The sequence below is a fragment of the Ketobacter sp. GenoA1 genome, assembly GCF_003671475.1.
Taxonomy (GTDB): Bacteria; Pseudomonadota; Gammaproteobacteria; order Pseudomonadales; family Ketobacteraceae; genus Ketobacter.
Genome location: NZ_RCHM01000030.1, coordinates 140,568 through 157,476, shown reverse-complemented (window position 1 = coordinate 157,476; position 16,909 = coordinate 140,568). Strand labels below are relative to the sequence as shown.

Below are 16,909 nucleotides of genomic sequence, written 5' to 3'. Positions count from 1 at the left end.
GAAAGGAGATGATCATGCCTGAATATCTAGCGCCGGGTGTGTATGTAGAGGAAGTCAGTTTTCGTTCCAAATCCATCGAGGGCGTCGGCACCAGCGTCGCGGGCATTGTGGGGCCAACCCGCTTTGGACCCGTGCGCGGTAAGCCCGAGGTGGTCACCAGCTTCGCTGAATTCACGCGTCTGTACGGCGATGTGGGCGATCTCACCCTGGGCCCCGATACGGTGCTTAATCACACGGCAATGGCCGCCAAAGCGTTTTTTGATGGCGGCGGCAAACAGCTGTTTGTGTCCCGTATTGCCAATTTTGGTGGGGCCGAAGACGGCCTCTCCGAAGCTTCCGACGCCGGCGGCAACGTCATTTTTCAAAGTCGTTTCCCCGGAGTCATGGGTGATTTCACACTGGAAGTGGAATGGCGCGACAGCGAAAACCTGATCCAGTCAACGGTCACCAGTACGCCGGCAGAAAATGAGATTGTGTTTCTGGATGCCACAGGTTTACCCGCGGAAGCCATTGCCAACGGCGCTCTGCCGGGCAGCCATTTCCCCATGGCCATTCGAGGCCTGGTGGAACGGGTGGGCGCAAGTTACCGTATCGTGGACGGCCTGTGCGAAATCACCGCCGATGATGCAGCTCCACTGACCGCCGCGGACCTGGCCTCCGGTGATGATCACCTGGTGGCGGCCAACCTGGTGAATGATGCCGACAACACCGTTACCTTTACCCGCGTTGTGGCCAAGCGTCCCACCAGTGGCGCCCTCGCCGACGGCACCGCAGCGGTGTTGAGTTTCAATGAAGAAACCGACCTGTCCACCTTCTTCACCGGTACCCACTGGGGCACCCTGCTCACCCTGCGCGGCAGCCTCAATGGCGCCGGTACCGTGTTTACGGTGGACGGCAGCGGTCTGAATGACGGTGTCGCCACCCCCATCAGTCTCAACCTGGCAGCATTGGCAGCGGCACCGGATACGGTGCGCCGGATGATGGTGCAACGCACCTTTGATATCAGCGTGCGCAATGGCGGGGCCAACGACCCGGTGATTTACACCTACGGCAATATTTCCACCGCGCCACTGGCCGACAACAGCCTGTCTGCCGTGCTGGCCGCCGATCCCGCCAAACGCTACGACAAACTCACCAGCCCGGTACAGTGTACCCTGGCCGACAGCATCAGCGGCGACGATGTGATGGCGGCATTGTTTGAGATGTTCGATCCTGCAGCCATGAATCCCGGGCCGGCCTCGGTGGATGAAGCCCGTTATCTGATTACAATGGGTGGCGGCAGCGATGGCGATACTCTGGTGGCGTTGCAATACGGGGGGGTCACCGATGAAGTGAACGGCAGCACCGGCTTTGCCGCCCTGGAAGACATCGAAGACATTGCCATCGTCATGGTACCGGCGGCGGCCGCCACCGATGCCATCAACCACCAGGGCATCATTGCCGAAATGCAAAAGCACTGCCGCAAGATGCGTTATCGCGTGGGCATCGTCGACAGCCGCGAAGCCATGACCATCTCCGAAGTGCGCGAGTTCCGCTCCAACTTCGACGATTCCCGCCTGGCCCTGTATTACCCCTGGGTGGTGGCCGCCGACCCCCGTGGTATTGTTCCCACCGTCAATCTGCCGCCGTCAGGCTTCATCGCCGGCGTGTACGCCAACACCGACGTATTGCGGGGTGTGCACAAGGCACCGGCCAACGAACCGGTCATCGGTGCCCTCGGCTTTGCCCAGGACATCAATCGCTTTCAACAGGAACTGCTCAACCCGGACGGTGTGAACTGCCTGCGTTCTTTCCCCGGCCGTGGCCACCGGGTATGGGGCGGACGTACCCTGGACGGCTCCGATCCGGAATGGAAATACGTCAATGTGCGCCGCTACTTTCTCTACCTGGAACGCTCCATCGAAAAATCCACCCAATGGGTGGTGTTCGAACCCAACGGTGAACGTCTGTGGGACAACGTGCGCATCACAGTGGAAAATTTTCTCTACAACGAATGGGTGAATGGCCGCCTGCTGGGCAGTGCAAAAACCGCCTATTTTGTCCGTTGTGATCGCAGCACCATGACCCAGAACGATCTGGACAACGGTCGCCTGGTGTGTGAAATCGGAGTAGCCGCACTGAAGCCGGCGGAGTTTGTGATCTTCCGCATTGGCCAGAAAACCGCAGACAGCTAATTACAGGACTGAAAAGGACGACACACCATGGCACAGTTTCGCGAAACCCCCTACAGCGTTTTCAATTATCTGGTGAATCTGGATGACGGTACCGAAGGTGAGATTGCCGGCGGATTTTCTGAGGTCTCCGGCTTGAATGCCGAAGTCACCGTGGCGGAATACCGCAATGGGAATGCACCGGTGAACTATGTGACCAAAATCCCGGCCATCCATAAATCCGGCGATGTCACTTTAAAACGCGGTGTTATTGGCGCCGACAACATTTACAGCTGGCTGGATCAGGTACGATCCGGCGATGTGACCGCCAAACGCAATGTCACCATCAAGCTGAAAAATGAAGATCCCACCAGTTCCAGTGCGGTGGTCACCTGGAAGCTCGTCAACGCCATGCCCATCAAATGGACCGGGCCCACACTGACCGCCAAGGGCGGCAGCGACGTCGCCATTGAGGAACTGGTGCTGGCCGTTGAACAGATCGAGCAGGAATAGGCGCTGACCCATGCAGGAATTGCTGGCCTCCCGAATCACGCTGAGCCCCCGGCCGCAGCAGAACCGTAAGGCGGTGCTGGAAGTGGCCATGCTCGGCCATTGCCCGGGGCGAGTGCGAACCCAACGCCTGTTGGCGCTGCCCGGCGCCGTGGCGGATATGCGGGCGGCCGGTTTTGGCGCGGCGCTGGATCAACTGCTGGCCGGCAGTGCCGAGCCGCGCCTGCAATCCCTGCATCACATTCCGGTGCCTTTGCGATCCAGTGCCGAGTTTCACGATCTGTTTCCCGATGCCGCCAGCAACGCCACCGAGTACGTCAGCGTTCTGGCCGGGCGCAGTGCCTGGCTGCCGCGCTGCGTGGATGATTTTTTTGCCAACGGCGGTACCAAGCTATGGGTGATTTCCATTCCCCAGGCTGAAGGTCAACGCGGTTTTCTGCCCGCCGCCGACACCCGTCTGCATGATGTCAGCACCCTGCGGGGTCTGGCCTGCGCACTGGTGCTGCGCAATCTGGGGGAAGTGGCGTTTCCCGATCTGGAACGGCTGCAGATTCCGGCGCAATTACCGGACATCCCGCGGCTGCGCCTGGATAATCCCGATCCCCAATTTGTGCCCTGCAGTACCAATCTGGATGATGATCACCGGGAACGACGCAATGATTCAGAAATGGAACTCAGCGCCATGCCGGCGCCGACACCATTGAATCAGATACTGCAGGGCATTCTGCCCTGGCTGGCAACACAGCGCCCGGACGTACAGTGTTTGATGACCCTGCCCCTGGCATACAACGGCGCACTGGACAGCCCGGTTCTGGATCCCATGGCCGTGCAGTGGCTGCAACAGATTCGCGATGGCGACAGTGGCCACCGGCTGCGTCAGCTGCAATGCCTGTTTCCCTATTTACGCGGGCCCCAGTTCGAACTGTTAAGCCCGGTGGGGATTATCGCCGGCAGGCAATCCGCTCTGGCGCAGGCGCAAGGCCCCTGGCGTTCCATTGCCGGGCAGGGGCTGCAAAGCCAGGGCTTACCCTATCCGCCTCTGTCCATCATGGACACCGTCACCCTGCGCAACGACCCGGGTGTCTGTGTGCTGCGCCAGCGCCAGGGTCAGGTGGAACTGGATGATGAGCGTCTGCTGGTGCCGGCATTGCATCCTCAGGATTACCTCAACGCCAACAACCCTGAACGCTTTGATGGCCATCGTTCCGCCGAGGTGATGCGCCTGCTGGGCTATTTACGCCGCCAGTTGACCGCCCTGGGTGAACAGCTGATTTTTAATCTGGATTATCGCGACCCCCGGCCACGCTTGTTACTGGAACGTTTTCTGCGTCAGCTGCAGCAACGGGGCGCACTACGTGGCGCCACCGCTGAGCAGGCTTTTCAGATTAAGGAGATTCAAACCCAGGAGGCGGTCATGATTTACGAAATCATGATCGCGCCGGCACTGCCCATTGATCAGATTCGGCTGACGTTCACCAACCAGCACGGAGAATGGCAGGGCAACATCGCAGGAGCGGAAAACAATGTCTGAATTCGTACCCTTTCGCTTCAAGGTCAATCTCTACAACAGTGAAAGCAATCAACTCTTGTGCAGCGGGCAATTCAGCGAAGTCACCGGCTTTGAACTCACCATGGAACCGAAAACCCTGCAGGAAGGCGGCCGCAACTGGGGTGAACTGCAACGCAGTGGTATCACCAAATTTGCACCCATGGTGTTGAAACGGGGGGTCACCAGCGTGAACGATTTATGGAGCTGGTTTGATGCCAGCACTCGCGGCTCCAACTACGGCTACCGCCTGCACGGTGAAATCATCGTGTTGGGCAATCCCATTAAAGGTCAACAGGAAAACCCGGTGATGACCTGGCGCCTGGAAGGGGTGATGGCCACCAAGTTCAAAGGCCCGGACCTGAATTCCACCGCCAACCAAGTGGCCATTGAGGAAATCCACCTGGTACACGAAGGGCTGGAGCTGGAGCGCCCGGCCGCTGCCGGCAGCAGTGGAGGTTAACGGTTATGATAAATCCTGAACGCGGCAAACTGATTCCCGTATCTGGTAACAACAACTCACCGGATATGGACAATGCGGTGGATGTGCAATTCAACCCCATCTCTCTCAAGGTCACCCTGTCCAACACCCTGAAAGAAAACGAACGCAACGGCAACAGTCGCGCAGCCCAGTTTGTGGATAAAAGCTCATCCAGCCTGGCCGTTGAGCTGATCTTCGATACCACCTACATCGACGCCGGTGAAGGCGAATCACAAAACGATATCGAACAGGGCTCTGATGTGCGCGATCAGACCAGGAAAATCGCCGAGCGTTTTCTGAAACCGGTGGAAGGTGGCGAGCAAATGGAAGCCCCCAAACGCTGCCTGTTTCAGTGGGGCAGTTTTGAATTTGTGGGCATGGTGGATAACTACGAAGAAACGCTGGACTATTTTTCCAAAGAGGGCCGGCCGCTGCGGGCCAAGGTGGTGCTGCGACTGAAAGAAGACCGTTATCAGTTTCGGCAACGCAGCGATGGCGTGGCCGCCGCCCAACAGGACACGCCGCAGCTTACCCCCACCGGTAACGGCGACACCGGCAGCGGCCAGAATAGCAACCCGGTTCCCGGCGGCAGCGAAGGCGCCGGCAACTGGCGCGATACCGCCCTGTACAACGGCATTGAAAACCCGCGCCTGCCCAGCGCATCGGTGCTGGCGGTGCCCAAGGTATCGGCCGGCGCCGCTCTGGGCATCAAAGGCAGCGTTGGAGTGAGCGCTTCGGTAGCGGTAAAGCCGGCTTTTGCCTACGGCGCATCCGCCAGTCTGGGCACCAAGGTGGAAGGGGCTTTCAGCATCGGTACCCATGCCGGTGCCGGAATCAGCACCAATGCCGGAATCAATGCCGAAGCCGGGGTCAAGGCTGAACTGAACACACCTTCCCTCACACTGGATACCGGTGTGGGGTTCGAATAATCAAGAGGAGACCGACACCATGCCGGTAATCATTGAAGAGGTCATCGCCGATATACAGGAGCCGGTAACGCAAGCTGCGGAAGCCGCCCCCGCGCCCCAGCAACAACCCCTGGCCGCTGCGGAAGTCAAACTGGCCAAGACACTGGAGCACATCCAGCAACGTCAACAACGCCTGAAAGTGGATTGAACGACACCCTATGCCGGAGAACGCCTTCATCAATACGCGCCCCGTCATCCGCCTTGGCGGGGAGCAACGGGACGACCTCACCGACGCCCTGACCGGCCTGGTGGTGAACCTGCCCCTGCACGGCTGCGCCCACGGCGAGCTTACGCTCACCAACTGGGGCACACCGCAAAGCGCCCGCGAGCCCACCTATGTGCTTGACGATATTGCGCTGGGGGATGAGCTGGAAATTGCCATGGGGCAACCGGATCCGATCCGCATATTCAAAGGCGAAATTACGGCCATCGAGGAACAGTATGGAACCGGGGCTCCCACCCTCAGTTTGTTGTTGCAGGACAAACTGCACCGGCTGGGACGCGCCCGCCAGAACCGCAGTTACGAAGAACATACGCCGGACGATATTGTGTCGGCCATCGCCAGCGAAGCGGGTCTGCAGGCCGACGTTCAGGTATCCAACATCAACGATACCTGGCATCAATTGAACGAAAGTGACCTGGCTTTTCTCTTGCGCCTGTTGGGTCGTTTTGACATTGCCCTGCGTATGGACGGCGACACCCTGCGCGCCCGCCCGGAGACCCCGGATCCTGAGCCGGTAGCCCTGAGCGCCCAGGACAGCGCCCTGGAAGTACGCTTGCTGGTGGATCTGAATCAACAACCACTGGCATCGCGAGCGCAGGGTTACAACGTGGCCACCGCCGAGGCGGTGGATCACAACAGCGACAGCATGATACCGGCCCCCAACGACACCACCGCCGCCGCCACGCTGGCCCAGCTGGGCTGGCCCGGTGAAGAAGTGGTGCCTCATCCCTTCGCCCGCAGCCAGGCGGAAGCGGATGCCTACGCCGGCGCCCATTTTCGTCGTATGGCCAAGCGCTTTGTGCAGGGGGACATTGTCTGCCAGGGTGAGCCCAGCTTAAAAAGTGGCCGCGACATTGAACTCAGCGGGGTTTCACCGCGCTTGCGCGGCACCTACCAGATAGTGCACTGCAGCCACCGCTTCGACAGCCAGAACGGTTACGAAACCCATTTGAAAGTGAACAAAGCCGATTGGAGCCCTGCCTCATGAATGCCCACACTCTTGGCCACCTGCACAGCATGCAGCTGGCACAGGTCACCGACAACGCCGACCCCGACCATCGCGGCCGTATCAAGGTACGCCTGCAATCCAGCCCCATGGAAATGTGGGCCAGCGTGGTGGCCCCCTCTGCCGGCAATGGCTACGGCGCCAGTTTCGTACCACGGCTGGATGAAATTGTGGTGGTGGCCTTTATCAATCAGGACACAGCGTTGATTCTCGGCAGCATCTGGTGTGGCAATGACAGCCGCCCCCAGGACGCCGATCCCCAGGAACAACACTATGTGATACGCACCCCCAGTGAAACGGTGTTGGAGTTCGACGACAACGATCCCAAAGTGGAGTTGCGTACCCGCTCCGGTTACCGCATTACGGTTACCGAAAGCGGCGGCGGTGAAGTCAGCATCGAACGCGGCAGCCAAAGCGTCACCATGACGGCATCCGATATCACCGTGGACAGCGCCGGACCGGTGAACATCAATGCCAGCAACGTCAATGTCTCCGCCGGAATGGTGCAGGTGGATGCGGGCATGTCCCGCTTCAGTGGCGTCGTACAGTGCGACACCATCATCGCCACCTCGGTGGTGGGCACCACCTACACCCCCGGCGCGGGCAACATCTGGTAATGAGGGCAACGCGATGACCAGTGCACAACCCATTCATAACGTCCGCCTGCAACCGGCCTTTTTCCAGAATGGGCAGCAGGCCAGTTTACTGCGCTATCTGGACGCCGATTTCATCGCCCGCTTCCAGCAGGATGTGCTGAAACAACGTTTTGAGCAAGCCCAGTTCAGTGCCTGGGTCAATGAAGAGGGCCACAGCCCCTACGACGACAAACCGGTACTGCGCCTGCCCACCCACCGCGCCTTTCATCTGGTGTGCTGTGAAGTGATCTGTGAGCGCTTCGGCCGTCCGGCGCTGGACCCGGCACGCATTACCTCCGCCGGTTTTGTGATCCGGCGCCAGCGTGATGGGGCCGAGCAGGCCTGGCTGATGGAGGAAGGCGAAGCATTGGGCTGGCACGCGGTCAATACCCAGCACAAAGATCCGGATCTGGATCGCCGCCTGTGTGTCAACGGGGTATTGCATCCACGCACCAACCAGGCCACCTACAGTGGCGAGCAAACCCATCCTCTGCACGTTTTGAACAGCACCGACGCCAATGGCAAGCGGCACACGCTGTTGTACGGTTACGTGCCGTTGGGCGGCTTCTACTATGAGCGCCAAGTGAATACCCTGTTCAACGCCACCGAGCAAAAAAACATAGAGGATTTTGCCGCCCAATCCCTGCCCTGGCCCTTCGGCTACCGACCGGGCACCTACAGCAAGAACACCCAATCCGTGACCTGGGATCGTCACCATACCGAGCAGGTTCAGCAGGGCGTACCCGGCAAAGCCTGGTTCGAATTACTGCGCCTGCTGGTGAACCGTTATCACCTGGGAGAAGCCGGCCGCGAGGCCAACACCGAACTGGAGTCTCTGTTTTCCGACATCTGGTTCTATGACCCCGGGCAACTGCGCGCCACCCTCAAGAGCGGCCTCTTCACCGAGCATACCCGTCCCTGGCTCAAGGGCGCCCGCCGCCTGCATCTCACCCGCTACCTGCAGGATTGCTTTGCCCGGGGCGAGCACAACCCGCTGGTGCAGTGGATCATCGAACAGGAAGACGCCGCCGATAAAGCCGGTGGGCTGGAGCACCTCACTACCCTGGCCCCGCTTCCCAACAGCAACGGCCAGGGCAGCCTGCCTTACTCCCTGCAGCTGCTGGCCAGTGATGCCGAAGACATTCGTCACCTGCTGGGCCAACGTTTTCGAGAACAGACCCTGAGCCAGGCGCGGGAGATACCCCTGCCCAAGTTCGGCCAGGCAGAAGCCGATGTCTACCAGATCGTTCCTTTCGTGCGTTCCAAAAACGATGCGGGCAAGGAGCAGATTCAATGGGCGGATGAGCAATGTCGCTCCCTTCAGTTCCGGGTGGCGGCACCCTTTGATCCGGAAGCCAGTCGCCCTTCACTGATTCCCATGCCCAGCCTGCGCGACCTGAAACGGGGTCTGGCCAAAGGGGCCAGTATCCTCACCCCCGGCGACACCTTTGATCTGATCAACGGCCTTAATCTGAAAAAAGGCGCCAGTGAAGATGTGGTGGGCGAAGGCCCCAAACTGGGCATTCAGTGGATCTGTTCGTTCAGTCTGCCAGTGATCACCCTGGTGGCGATGATTCTGTTGATGATCATGATCTCGCTGCTGAACATCGTGTTCTTCTGGCTGCCGTGGGTGCGGATCTGCTTGCCGTTTCCCAAGATTGAGAAATAACCATGAACCCGTTTACCCGCCAATATTAAGGAGCTCACCATGGTCAATCCCAGCCGCACCCCCATGCCCAACCTGCAAAGCTGGCCCCTGGGCAGTGTGGACCAAGACGGTGCCCTTGCCTGGGCGCAGGCGGATCAGAGCGTGCGGGAAGTGATGCTGAACATCCTGCTGACCCGGCCCGGTGAGCGGCTGCAGCGGCCGGACTTCGGTGCCGGCCTGCTCAATTTTGTGCATCAACCCAATACGGAAACCACCCGCAATCTGATCGCCGGTGTGGTGAAAAAATCCCTGGCCCTGTGGGAGCCGCGGGTGCTGGTGGATGGCGTGGAGGTGGCAACCAACCCGGACAATCTGGCACAGGTGCACATCACCATCCGCTACCACTTGCGCCATCAACCCGCTGCGGCGGAACTGGGCCTGACCCTGAACCTGGGTGTGTAAGGAGGAAAAGAGACCATGCCATTACCGGTCCCCAATCTGGACGATCGCCGCTTCGAAGATCTGGTTGCCGAAGCCCGGGCCCGTCTGGCCACCCATTTACCGGAACTGACCCAGATTGCCCCCGGTGATCCGGTGCACAGTTTTATCGACCTGTTTGCCTGGCTCACCGAAACCATTCTCTACCGGGCCAATCTGATTCCGGAGCGTCAGCGCCGGGTGTTCCTCAATTTGCTGCAGATTCCGGTGCGCCCGGCGCGGCCGGCCCGGGGTGTGGTCTGTGTGGACGGTGGCCCCACCAGTGTGCTGCTGCCCCCGCTGTTGAAAGACGGCAGCCAGTTGCGCGGCGCCAAGCAGGCGCTCACCACCCTGGGGGAACTGCAGCCCACCTGCCTCAGCCTGCAGGTGCTGATCAAACAAACCCTGTCCACCGATGACCTGACTGCCCTGGGCCTGACCCTGCAGGATCTGCATGAACAATTCGGCCTGCGCAAAGGGGAAACGCCGCAACCCTTCCAGCCCCGCCGTTTTGACATCGGCCGGGAACGGCTGACCCTGAGTAAAAGCCTGGACCAGAGCTTTTATCTGGCCTGCATTGCCCCCAAGCAGCTGGACAGCAACCTGGAATTACTGCGGGAAAACCTGGCGGGCATCCGCCTCAGTGTGGCCATTGCGCCTGCAGACGATGTGGAAGCCACCGCCGAAGACAGCGCCATCAACGATTTTGAAGCCCGCAACCTGCAGTGGGAGCTGGTGGCCCAAGGGCCGGACAACAGCACCCGCTTCCTGCCCCTGGAACAGATGTCGGACACCTCCCTGGGAGGGCGCCAGGCCGGCGTGGTGCGGCTGCGGCTGCCCAACAATGCGGCGCTGTTTGCCGATTTTGCCAACGCCGACCCCATGTTCGATGGCAGTAAAAATATGCCCCCGGCCCTGGACGATGCGGTGGAAGCCAGTCGGGTGGCGCTGTGGATTCGATTGCGCTGCCCCGATGATCCCACCCTGCAACTGGGTTACTTGGGTTTGAATGGCGTGGATGTGGTGGCCCAGGGTTTACGCCTGGACACCATCGTTGGCCTGGGTACCGGTCTGCCGGATCAGGTGGTGGCCCTGCCGGACCAGCAGGTGGACGTGGCCACACTGGATCTGCAGGTGGAAGAAGAAGGCGCCTGGGTCAGCTGGCGGGCAGTGGATTTTCTGGCGGGCAACGGTGCCGAAGCCCGCGTCTTCCGCCTGAATGCCGATTCCGGCTACGCCTATTTCGGCGATGGGCTGGAGAACGGAAAACGCCCGCCCCGGGGTGCCCGCATCCGCGTGGCCCGCTACCGCCATGGTGGCGGTGAAGCCGGTAACCTGCCCGCCGGCAGTATCAAGGAAATCGTCGACGGCAGCCCCCGTTTCAAACTGCGCCATGAATGGCCGTTACAGGGTGGCCGCGATGCCGAAACCGTGGCCCAGGCCGAGCAACGCATTCCCCAGTTTCTCACCCACCGTAATCGGGCGGTAACGGAAACGGATTTTCAGGTGATTTGCCGCAACAATCCCATCAACCCGGTGGCCCGCACCGAACTGATCAAAGGCTTTCTGCCCGGCAACACCCTGGCGGCCGCCCGCAGGGATGTTCCCGGGGTGGTCAGCGTGTTTGTGCTGCCACCGGCACAACCGGCCATCGGCAACTGGCCCAAACCCAATAAAGGCCTGCTCAAGGACGTCTTCAATTATCTGCTGAACCGGGTGCAGGCGGGCACCGAGCTGTACGTGCTGAGCCCGCAGTTTATTCCCATGGCGGTGAGCATTCTGGTGCAGGTGCGTGACCCGCAAACGGAGCAGGAAACCCTGCAGGCCGTGCAACAGGTCATTACCGAATACCTGTGGCCACTGCCCCCCGGGGGCGGCGGCAACCAGGGCTGGCCCCTGGGCAAACCCATACAGGTGAACGAACTATTGACCCAGGCGGCCCGAGTGGAAGGGGTGCAGGCGGTGAACGTGGCCAATCTGTTTGAGCAGGTGCGTAAAGACGAGCGGGCAGTGTGGCGGCGGCTGCCCATCAGTGAGGCCCTGGACCTGGAAGCCTACCAGTTACCGGAGCTGATGGGCGTGCACGTGGGCATCGGCAGCGCCAAGGATACCCCACCCCTGCCCCAGGGCATCGGCCCCCTGGATGGCGCCCCCGGTGAGCGTGGCACGGGCATCGCGGTGCCGGTCATACCGGATGTGTGTTGAAGATGAGTGAGCGCTGATGGACGTTAACAACACCCCCTATTTTTTACTGCGCACGGCCGCAGAATTCGAGGAAGGCTCCCGCCGTCTGCAGTGGCATGCCGGCCGCGAGGCCCTGACCCTGGCGCAAAACCAGGCACTGCGGCTGCCGGCAGGGGATACGGTGGCTGCCCTGGCGGCCTGGGGTGATGCCCGTCCCATGGCCGTGGATGCATTCTATCAGGTGGCCCGCCTCAGTAACGACGCCCGCACGGTGGAATTCAACAGCGGCCGTGGCTGGTTGCCCCTGCAGGACGCCGAACTCAATCCCGTAGCGGCACCGGCCGGGACATTGCGTGATCTGAACCTGAACCACGATGGCTGCCTGGCGGTTCCGTTCAGCAACGACGGCGATCAGCATGGCCTGTTGCTGTTCCATCTGGGGCAACGCTGGCTTAGCCAATGCACCCTGCCGGTGATCCCCCGGCGGGCCTGGGTGGATGCCCACAACCGGGTCTGGTGCATCGGTGCCGACCGGCTAATGCTGTGCAGTGGCCGCCCCCTACCGCTGCCCTATACCCCCTCCGAATCCCGCTTCGAACCGCTAACCATCAACCCCGGCGCCCTGGCGCTGAACTGGCAACAGGATCTGCCGGCGGGCTGGGAAGCGTTGGCCGTATGTGGAGATGATGAGCAGCTGTATCTGCTGCTGCACGACAACGGCGGCAATCAACGCATACTGAGCCGGCCCCTGGGCAACATCGCGGATCGGCCCTTCACCGTGTACGAGCTGGACAGCGAACTGCCTTTCGCCGTTGACCTGGCGCCGGCGGGGCCGGGCCGGCTGGCGGCCCTGGCACCACGCCAGAGCGGCGACACCGAGTTTCGGCAACGGGACTGCCCGGTGCTCAGCCTGCAATGGGATTCCCGCACAGAAAGCGGCACAGCGGAGCTCATCGGCGAACGCTATCCCATGCTGTCCCTGGCCATACCCCGCTTTGCCAGCAGCGCCGATGGCCAACTGCGTTACCAGGCAGACCAGGATCCGGACTACCCGGATTTCAACCCGCGGCCCCGCGAGCTGCATGCACTGCGCCAACCCCGCTATTACCTGGAAGCCAACGCACTGCTGCAACAGGTGCTGGATTCCGGTGGCCCCAATACCATCTGGCACCGGGTCTATCTGGATGCCTGCATTCCCGCCGGCTGCAGCATCACTCTGTCTGCCCGGGTGTACGACACGCCGGAACAACGGGGCAGCGCGGAGCTGATTGACCAACCGCCGCCGGTGTGGAACCCCCTGCCCTCAGAGCGGCCGTTCCAGAGTTCCCTGGCCGGCGCCGGACAGGATGGAAACCGGGGCCAACGGGGGCTGTTTGAAATCCTGTTGCAGCGGCCTCAAGGCCCGGTGCGCCGTCTCACCGGACGTTATCTGCAACTGCAGGTGCATTTCAAAGGCAATGGCCGCACCACCCCGGCCCTGCACGCCATCCGGGTTTACCAGCCACGCTTTTCCTATCAGGAAGCCTATCTGCCGGAATTCATGCGGCAGGAGCTGAGCTACGACCCCGCCAACAGTACCGGCCCGGCCAACGGCGCCGATACCCGGGAACGCCTGTTGGCCAGTTTTGAGGGGCTGCTCACCCCCATTGAAGGCCGTATTGCCGCCAGTGATCAACTGCTGCATCCGGATGCCGCCCCCCACACCAACCTGGCCTGGCTGGCGCAATCCATTGGTGCCGATCTGCCCCCCCACTGGCCCCTGAAACGGCAACGGCGCTGGCTGAAAAACGCCACCCTGATCCAGCAATACAAGGGCACCCTGCCGGCCCTCAATCTGGCCCTGGACATTGTCACCGATGGCGGTGTGCAACGGGGCGAAGTGGTGGTGGTGGAAAACTTCCGCCTGCGTCGCACCATGGCCACCATCCTCGGCCGCAATATGGATGATGCAGAACACCCCCTGACCCTGGGCACCGGCCAGAGCGGTAACAGCATCGTCGGCGACAGCCTGATTCTGTCGGATATGAATGCCCGGGAATTCCTCGCGCTGTTGGCACCGGAGCTGGCCAGCGAAGAAGAAAACCAGGCGGTGGACGCGTTCTTTGAACGCTACGCCCATCGTCTCAGTGTACTGCTGCACGGCCGCGCCCGGGAACAGCGAAACGCGGTCAATGAGATGCTCACTCAACAGGCTCCCGCCCACCTGCAATGGCGGCTCATCGAGACCGAGCACCCATTCATTCTGGGCACTTCACCCCTGTTGAGTGTGGACACGTATCTGGAAACGCAGCCCGAACCCAGGGCTGTGATTCTGAACCAAACCCTGATCGGCAAAGAAGGCCTGCTGCGGAATCCGGTGGCGTTTTCGCCACGGGACATCAACGCCAGCCAGTGATTGCAACCATGACTGCAAGGAGACAAGCCATGAGGAGGCCCCATGAGTAACCTGGACGACCTGCCCACCCTGGAACAGGATGATCAACTGGCGGAGCCCCTGCGCCGGGTAGCCTACGAAGCGGGCATGATGCTGGGGCTTTCGGCCACCCGCGATGAACAGGCTTACCACCGCCGCCGCCTTACCCGCCATCAGTACTGGCTGCACGGCTACGGTACCCTGGCCGGGCTGCGGGTGAGTATGGACCCCGACAGTCACGACAACGATGTGGATGACATTCTGGTGCGACTGCATGTGAGCCCGGGGATCGCCATCGATGGACTGGGCCGAGAAGTGCTGGTGCATGAAACCTATTGCATCAATCTGCGCCAGTGGCTGGATGCCCAGAGCGAAGCCAGTTTGCTGGAAGGCTTCGACGGCAGCAATGACCTGCTCTGGCTGAAGGTCTGTATACGGCAGAAGGACTGTGCCCTGGCCCAGCAGCCGGTGCTGGCCCGCAAGCTCAACCTGAGCACCGACGCCGTGCAACCCAGCCGCACCGCCGATGGTGTGCAGCTGGAATTGATTCCGGAGTTACCGCCACCGGCCGATGAGCGCTTCGCCCCCTGGGCCAGTCACACACCGGTGGCCGATGCTGTGCCCGCACTGAGCGCGGCCGAACAACAAACCCTGGATGATCTGGAGCTCAGCAATCCCGCCGCCCATGCACAACTGAGTCTGCAGGCGCGGCTGTTGAATGCCCTCGACAGCAGCGGCCTGGCCACCACCAATCTGGCGGATGAACTGGAACAAGGTGCCCGCCTGCTGCTGGCACGCATCAGCATCAGCAGCAGCGACGTCAACAATATCGTGGTGAACCCGGAGCGCATCAGTATCAACAATCTGGTGCGCCCCTTCCTCACCACCGCCAGCCAACTGGCCTGGCTCAATCGCCAATAGCCGCGCGCAAGGAGACACCATGAGCGACATACTGTTTCAACCGCTGGGGGATCCCATGGCTGCCGGCGAAAGCCTGGAAAGCATCGCCGACATCGACCCCCGCATGACCCGCACCCATTATTTTGATGGCCGCCTGCTCACCGCCGAGGATCTGGAACGGGATCAGGTCTACCTGGATCAGCGTCTGCGGGAGGTGGGCAAGGTACTGGGCCACGGCATCATCAGCGGCCTGCAGCTCAGCTATGATCCCTTCTCCTCCCTCCTGACCCTGGAGCCGGGCCAGGCCATGACCCCCCTGGGCCGGGTACTGCACCTGGGCAGTCAGTTATTGGTGAGCCTGTCGGACCGCGCCCTGATCGCCCAACTCAATCACAGCAAGTACCGCAAGCTCAACCGCGCGCTCTATGCGGTGGTGTTACGCTATGTGGAAGTGGCCACGGACATTGCCGAGGTGTTCCCCACGGATCTGGCGTCCAAGCGGGGCTCCGATTACGCCCTGGTGACGGAATCAGTGCAAATGGGGCTGGTACCCCTGCCGCTGGCCCTGCCGCAACAGAACCCCCTGCACATCCGCGCCAACCTGATGCGGGAGCTGCTGGACTCTCACCTGGCCACCAGCCTGATCCCCGAAGACAGCGTGGCCCTGGGCATCATTGCTATCCACAACGACACCCCCCAATGGCTGGATCCGGAACTGCTGCGCCAACCGCTGCGCCTGGAGCAAAGCCTGGGGGATCAGCAACAGGACTTGTCGCGCCAGTACGAAGCCCTGCTGCGGGATATCCTCAACAGCCGCCTCAGCGGCAGCCTCGATAATGCTTTCAGTGCCCGGGATTACTTCAGTCTGCTGCCACCGGTGGGCACCACCCCCAAGGACGCCATTGATGCCGTGGCCGGCGTGCAGACCTATTTTCCCGAACATTTCAATGTCCATATTGCCCCCATCCGGCAATCGGATGTAGACCTGATCCGCAGCGAGTCACTGCCTCTGCCCAACATCGACCTGAACACTAAAGAAGCCGTGGACATCGTCGTGCTGGCACCCCTGTCCAACCAGGATTACGGGCTCTATGCCCAACAACTGGAACGGGCTTACGATCCGCAGAGCCGGCGCCTGCCACAATTGGATCTACTGCGCCTGAAACTGTATCCGGTGCAACCGGTGCATGAGCTGGATACGGATGCCGACGTCTGGCAGGCGATCTGGGACACCCTGGGCGACAGCCAGTTGCTGTACGTGCGACGTCCGGTGCGGGCCGCGGAAACCGCCGTCAGCGGCATCGTGCTGGCATTGGGCAGTACCCTGCCGCAACCGGGCCAGCCCGACGACAATACCAATCCCGATCCCAGTGATCCCGGCAGCGTCATCGAGGATGAGGACAGCGTGCTGCTGCGTTTTCTGAATTTCGAACGCCTGGCCGCGATGCGCCCGCCCCGGGACAGTGACGGCGAAGAAGCCCTTGCCCAGTTGACCAGGGATAACCGGGGTGACGCTGCAGCAGTGCTTCAGGCCAACGAGTTTCTGATGTTGGTGGAGCGCTACTTCGACCCGGCGATCTGGCCCACCCTGCAACAGCTGATGGAACAGGACGCCCTGCCGGCCATGCTGGAGCGCCTGCGTGAACAGGAGGTGGAGCGGCCGGGCGCCAGCGGCCGACAGGTTCTGGAAAGCGGCGCCGAACTGGGCCTGGACGATACCGTACTGCGCCGTTGGGAAGCGCTGTTGGACTCAATGAACTGATGCCGA

At 61.3% G+C, this 16,909-nt stretch carries 14 protein-coding genes; all 14 read left to right on the top strand.

Annotated features, from left to right (window positions below; all coding sequences use genetic code 11):
• Window positions 1–14 precede the first annotated feature (14 nt).
• From D9N13_RS12730 to D9N13_RS12665, 14 genes are read left to right on the top strand one after another with little or no spacing between them, the layout of a single operon-like run.
• Window positions 15–2,174: a phage tail sheath subtilisin-like domain-containing protein gene (locus D9N13_RS12730; RefSeq protein ID WP_290590542.1), complete on the top strand. Its 2,160-nt coding sequence runs from the start codon at window positions 15–17 to the stop codon at window positions 2,172–2,174.
• 27 nt (window positions 2,175–2,201) lie between these two features.
• Window positions 2,202–2,663 carry a phage tail protein gene (locus D9N13_RS12725; RefSeq protein ID WP_290590539.1) on the top strand — a complete coding sequence of 154 codons (462 nt, stop codon included), beginning with the start codon at window positions 2,202–2,204 and terminating at the stop codon, window positions 2,661–2,663.
• Between the two features lie 10 nt (window positions 2,664–2,673).
• The gene (locus D9N13_RS12720) at window positions 2,674–4,191 is read left to right on the top strand and encodes a hypothetical protein (protein ID WP_290590536.1); all 1,518 of its coding nucleotides are present in this window, start codon (window positions 2,674–2,676) and stop codon (window positions 4,189–4,191) included.
• Window positions 4,184–4,669: a phage tail protein gene (locus D9N13_RS12715; protein ID WP_290590534.1), complete on the top strand. Its 486-nt coding sequence runs from the start codon at window positions 4,184–4,186 to the stop codon at window positions 4,667–4,669. The genes D9N13_RS12720 and D9N13_RS12715 overlap by 8 nt, the downstream gene beginning before the upstream one ends.
• A gap of 5 nt (window positions 4,670–4,674) precedes the next feature.
• Complete coding sequence (locus D9N13_RS12710; protein ID WP_290590531.1) at window positions 4,675–5,616, top strand: hypothetical protein; 942 nt, start codon at window positions 4,675–4,677, stop codon at window positions 5,614–5,616.
• A 19-nt stretch (window positions 5,617–5,635) separates the two neighbouring features.
• Window positions 5,636–5,803 carry a hypothetical protein gene (locus tag D9N13_RS12705; RefSeq protein WP_290590528.1) on the top strand — a complete coding sequence of 56 codons (168 nt, stop codon included), beginning with the start codon at window positions 5,636–5,638 and terminating at the stop codon, window positions 5,801–5,803.
• Between the two features lie 10 nt (window positions 5,804–5,813).
• Entirely contained in the window at window positions 5,814–6,866 is a 1,053-nt protein-coding gene (locus D9N13_RS12700; RefSeq protein WP_290590525.1) for a phage late control D family protein, read from the top strand.
• On the top strand, window positions 6,863–7,501 hold the full coding sequence (locus tag D9N13_RS12695; RefSeq protein ID WP_290590522.1) for a phage baseplate assembly protein V: 639 nt from the start codon (window positions 6,863–6,865) through the stop codon (window positions 7,499–7,501). Before D9N13_RS12700 ends, D9N13_RS12695 begins: the two co-directional genes overlap by 4 nt.
• A gap of 13 nt (window positions 7,502–7,514) precedes the next feature.
• Window positions 7,515–9,188, top strand: coding sequence for a hypothetical protein (locus D9N13_RS12690; RefSeq protein WP_290590519.1), 1,674 nt, complete (start codon window positions 7,515–7,517; stop codon window positions 9,186–9,188).
• Between the two features lie 39 nt (window positions 9,189–9,227).
• Window positions 9,228–9,629, top strand: a complete 402-nt coding sequence (locus D9N13_RS12685; RefSeq protein WP_290590515.1) for a GPW/gp25 family protein — start codon at window positions 9,228–9,230, stop codon at window positions 9,627–9,629.
• 15 nt (window positions 9,630–9,644) lie between these two features.
• Entirely contained in the window at window positions 9,645–11,849 is a 2,205-nt protein-coding gene (locus D9N13_RS12680; RefSeq protein ID WP_290590512.1) for a baseplate J/gp47 family protein, read from the top strand.
• 16 nt (window positions 11,850–11,865) lie between these two features.
• Window positions 11,866–14,223, top strand: a complete 2,358-nt coding sequence (locus tag D9N13_RS12675; RefSeq protein WP_290590509.1) for a phage tail protein — start codon at window positions 11,866–11,868, stop codon at window positions 14,221–14,223.
• A gap of 42 nt (window positions 14,224–14,265) precedes the next feature.
• A complete protein-coding gene (locus D9N13_RS12670; protein ID WP_290590506.1) occupies window positions 14,266–15,162 on the top strand; it encodes a hypothetical protein in 897 nt (298 codons plus the stop codon).
• A gap of 19 nt (window positions 15,163–15,181) precedes the next feature.
• Window positions 15,182–16,903, top strand: coding sequence for a hypothetical protein (locus D9N13_RS12665; protein ID WP_290590481.1), 1,722 nt, complete (start codon window positions 15,182–15,184; stop codon window positions 16,901–16,903).
• Window positions 16,904–16,909 lie beyond the last annotated feature (6 nt).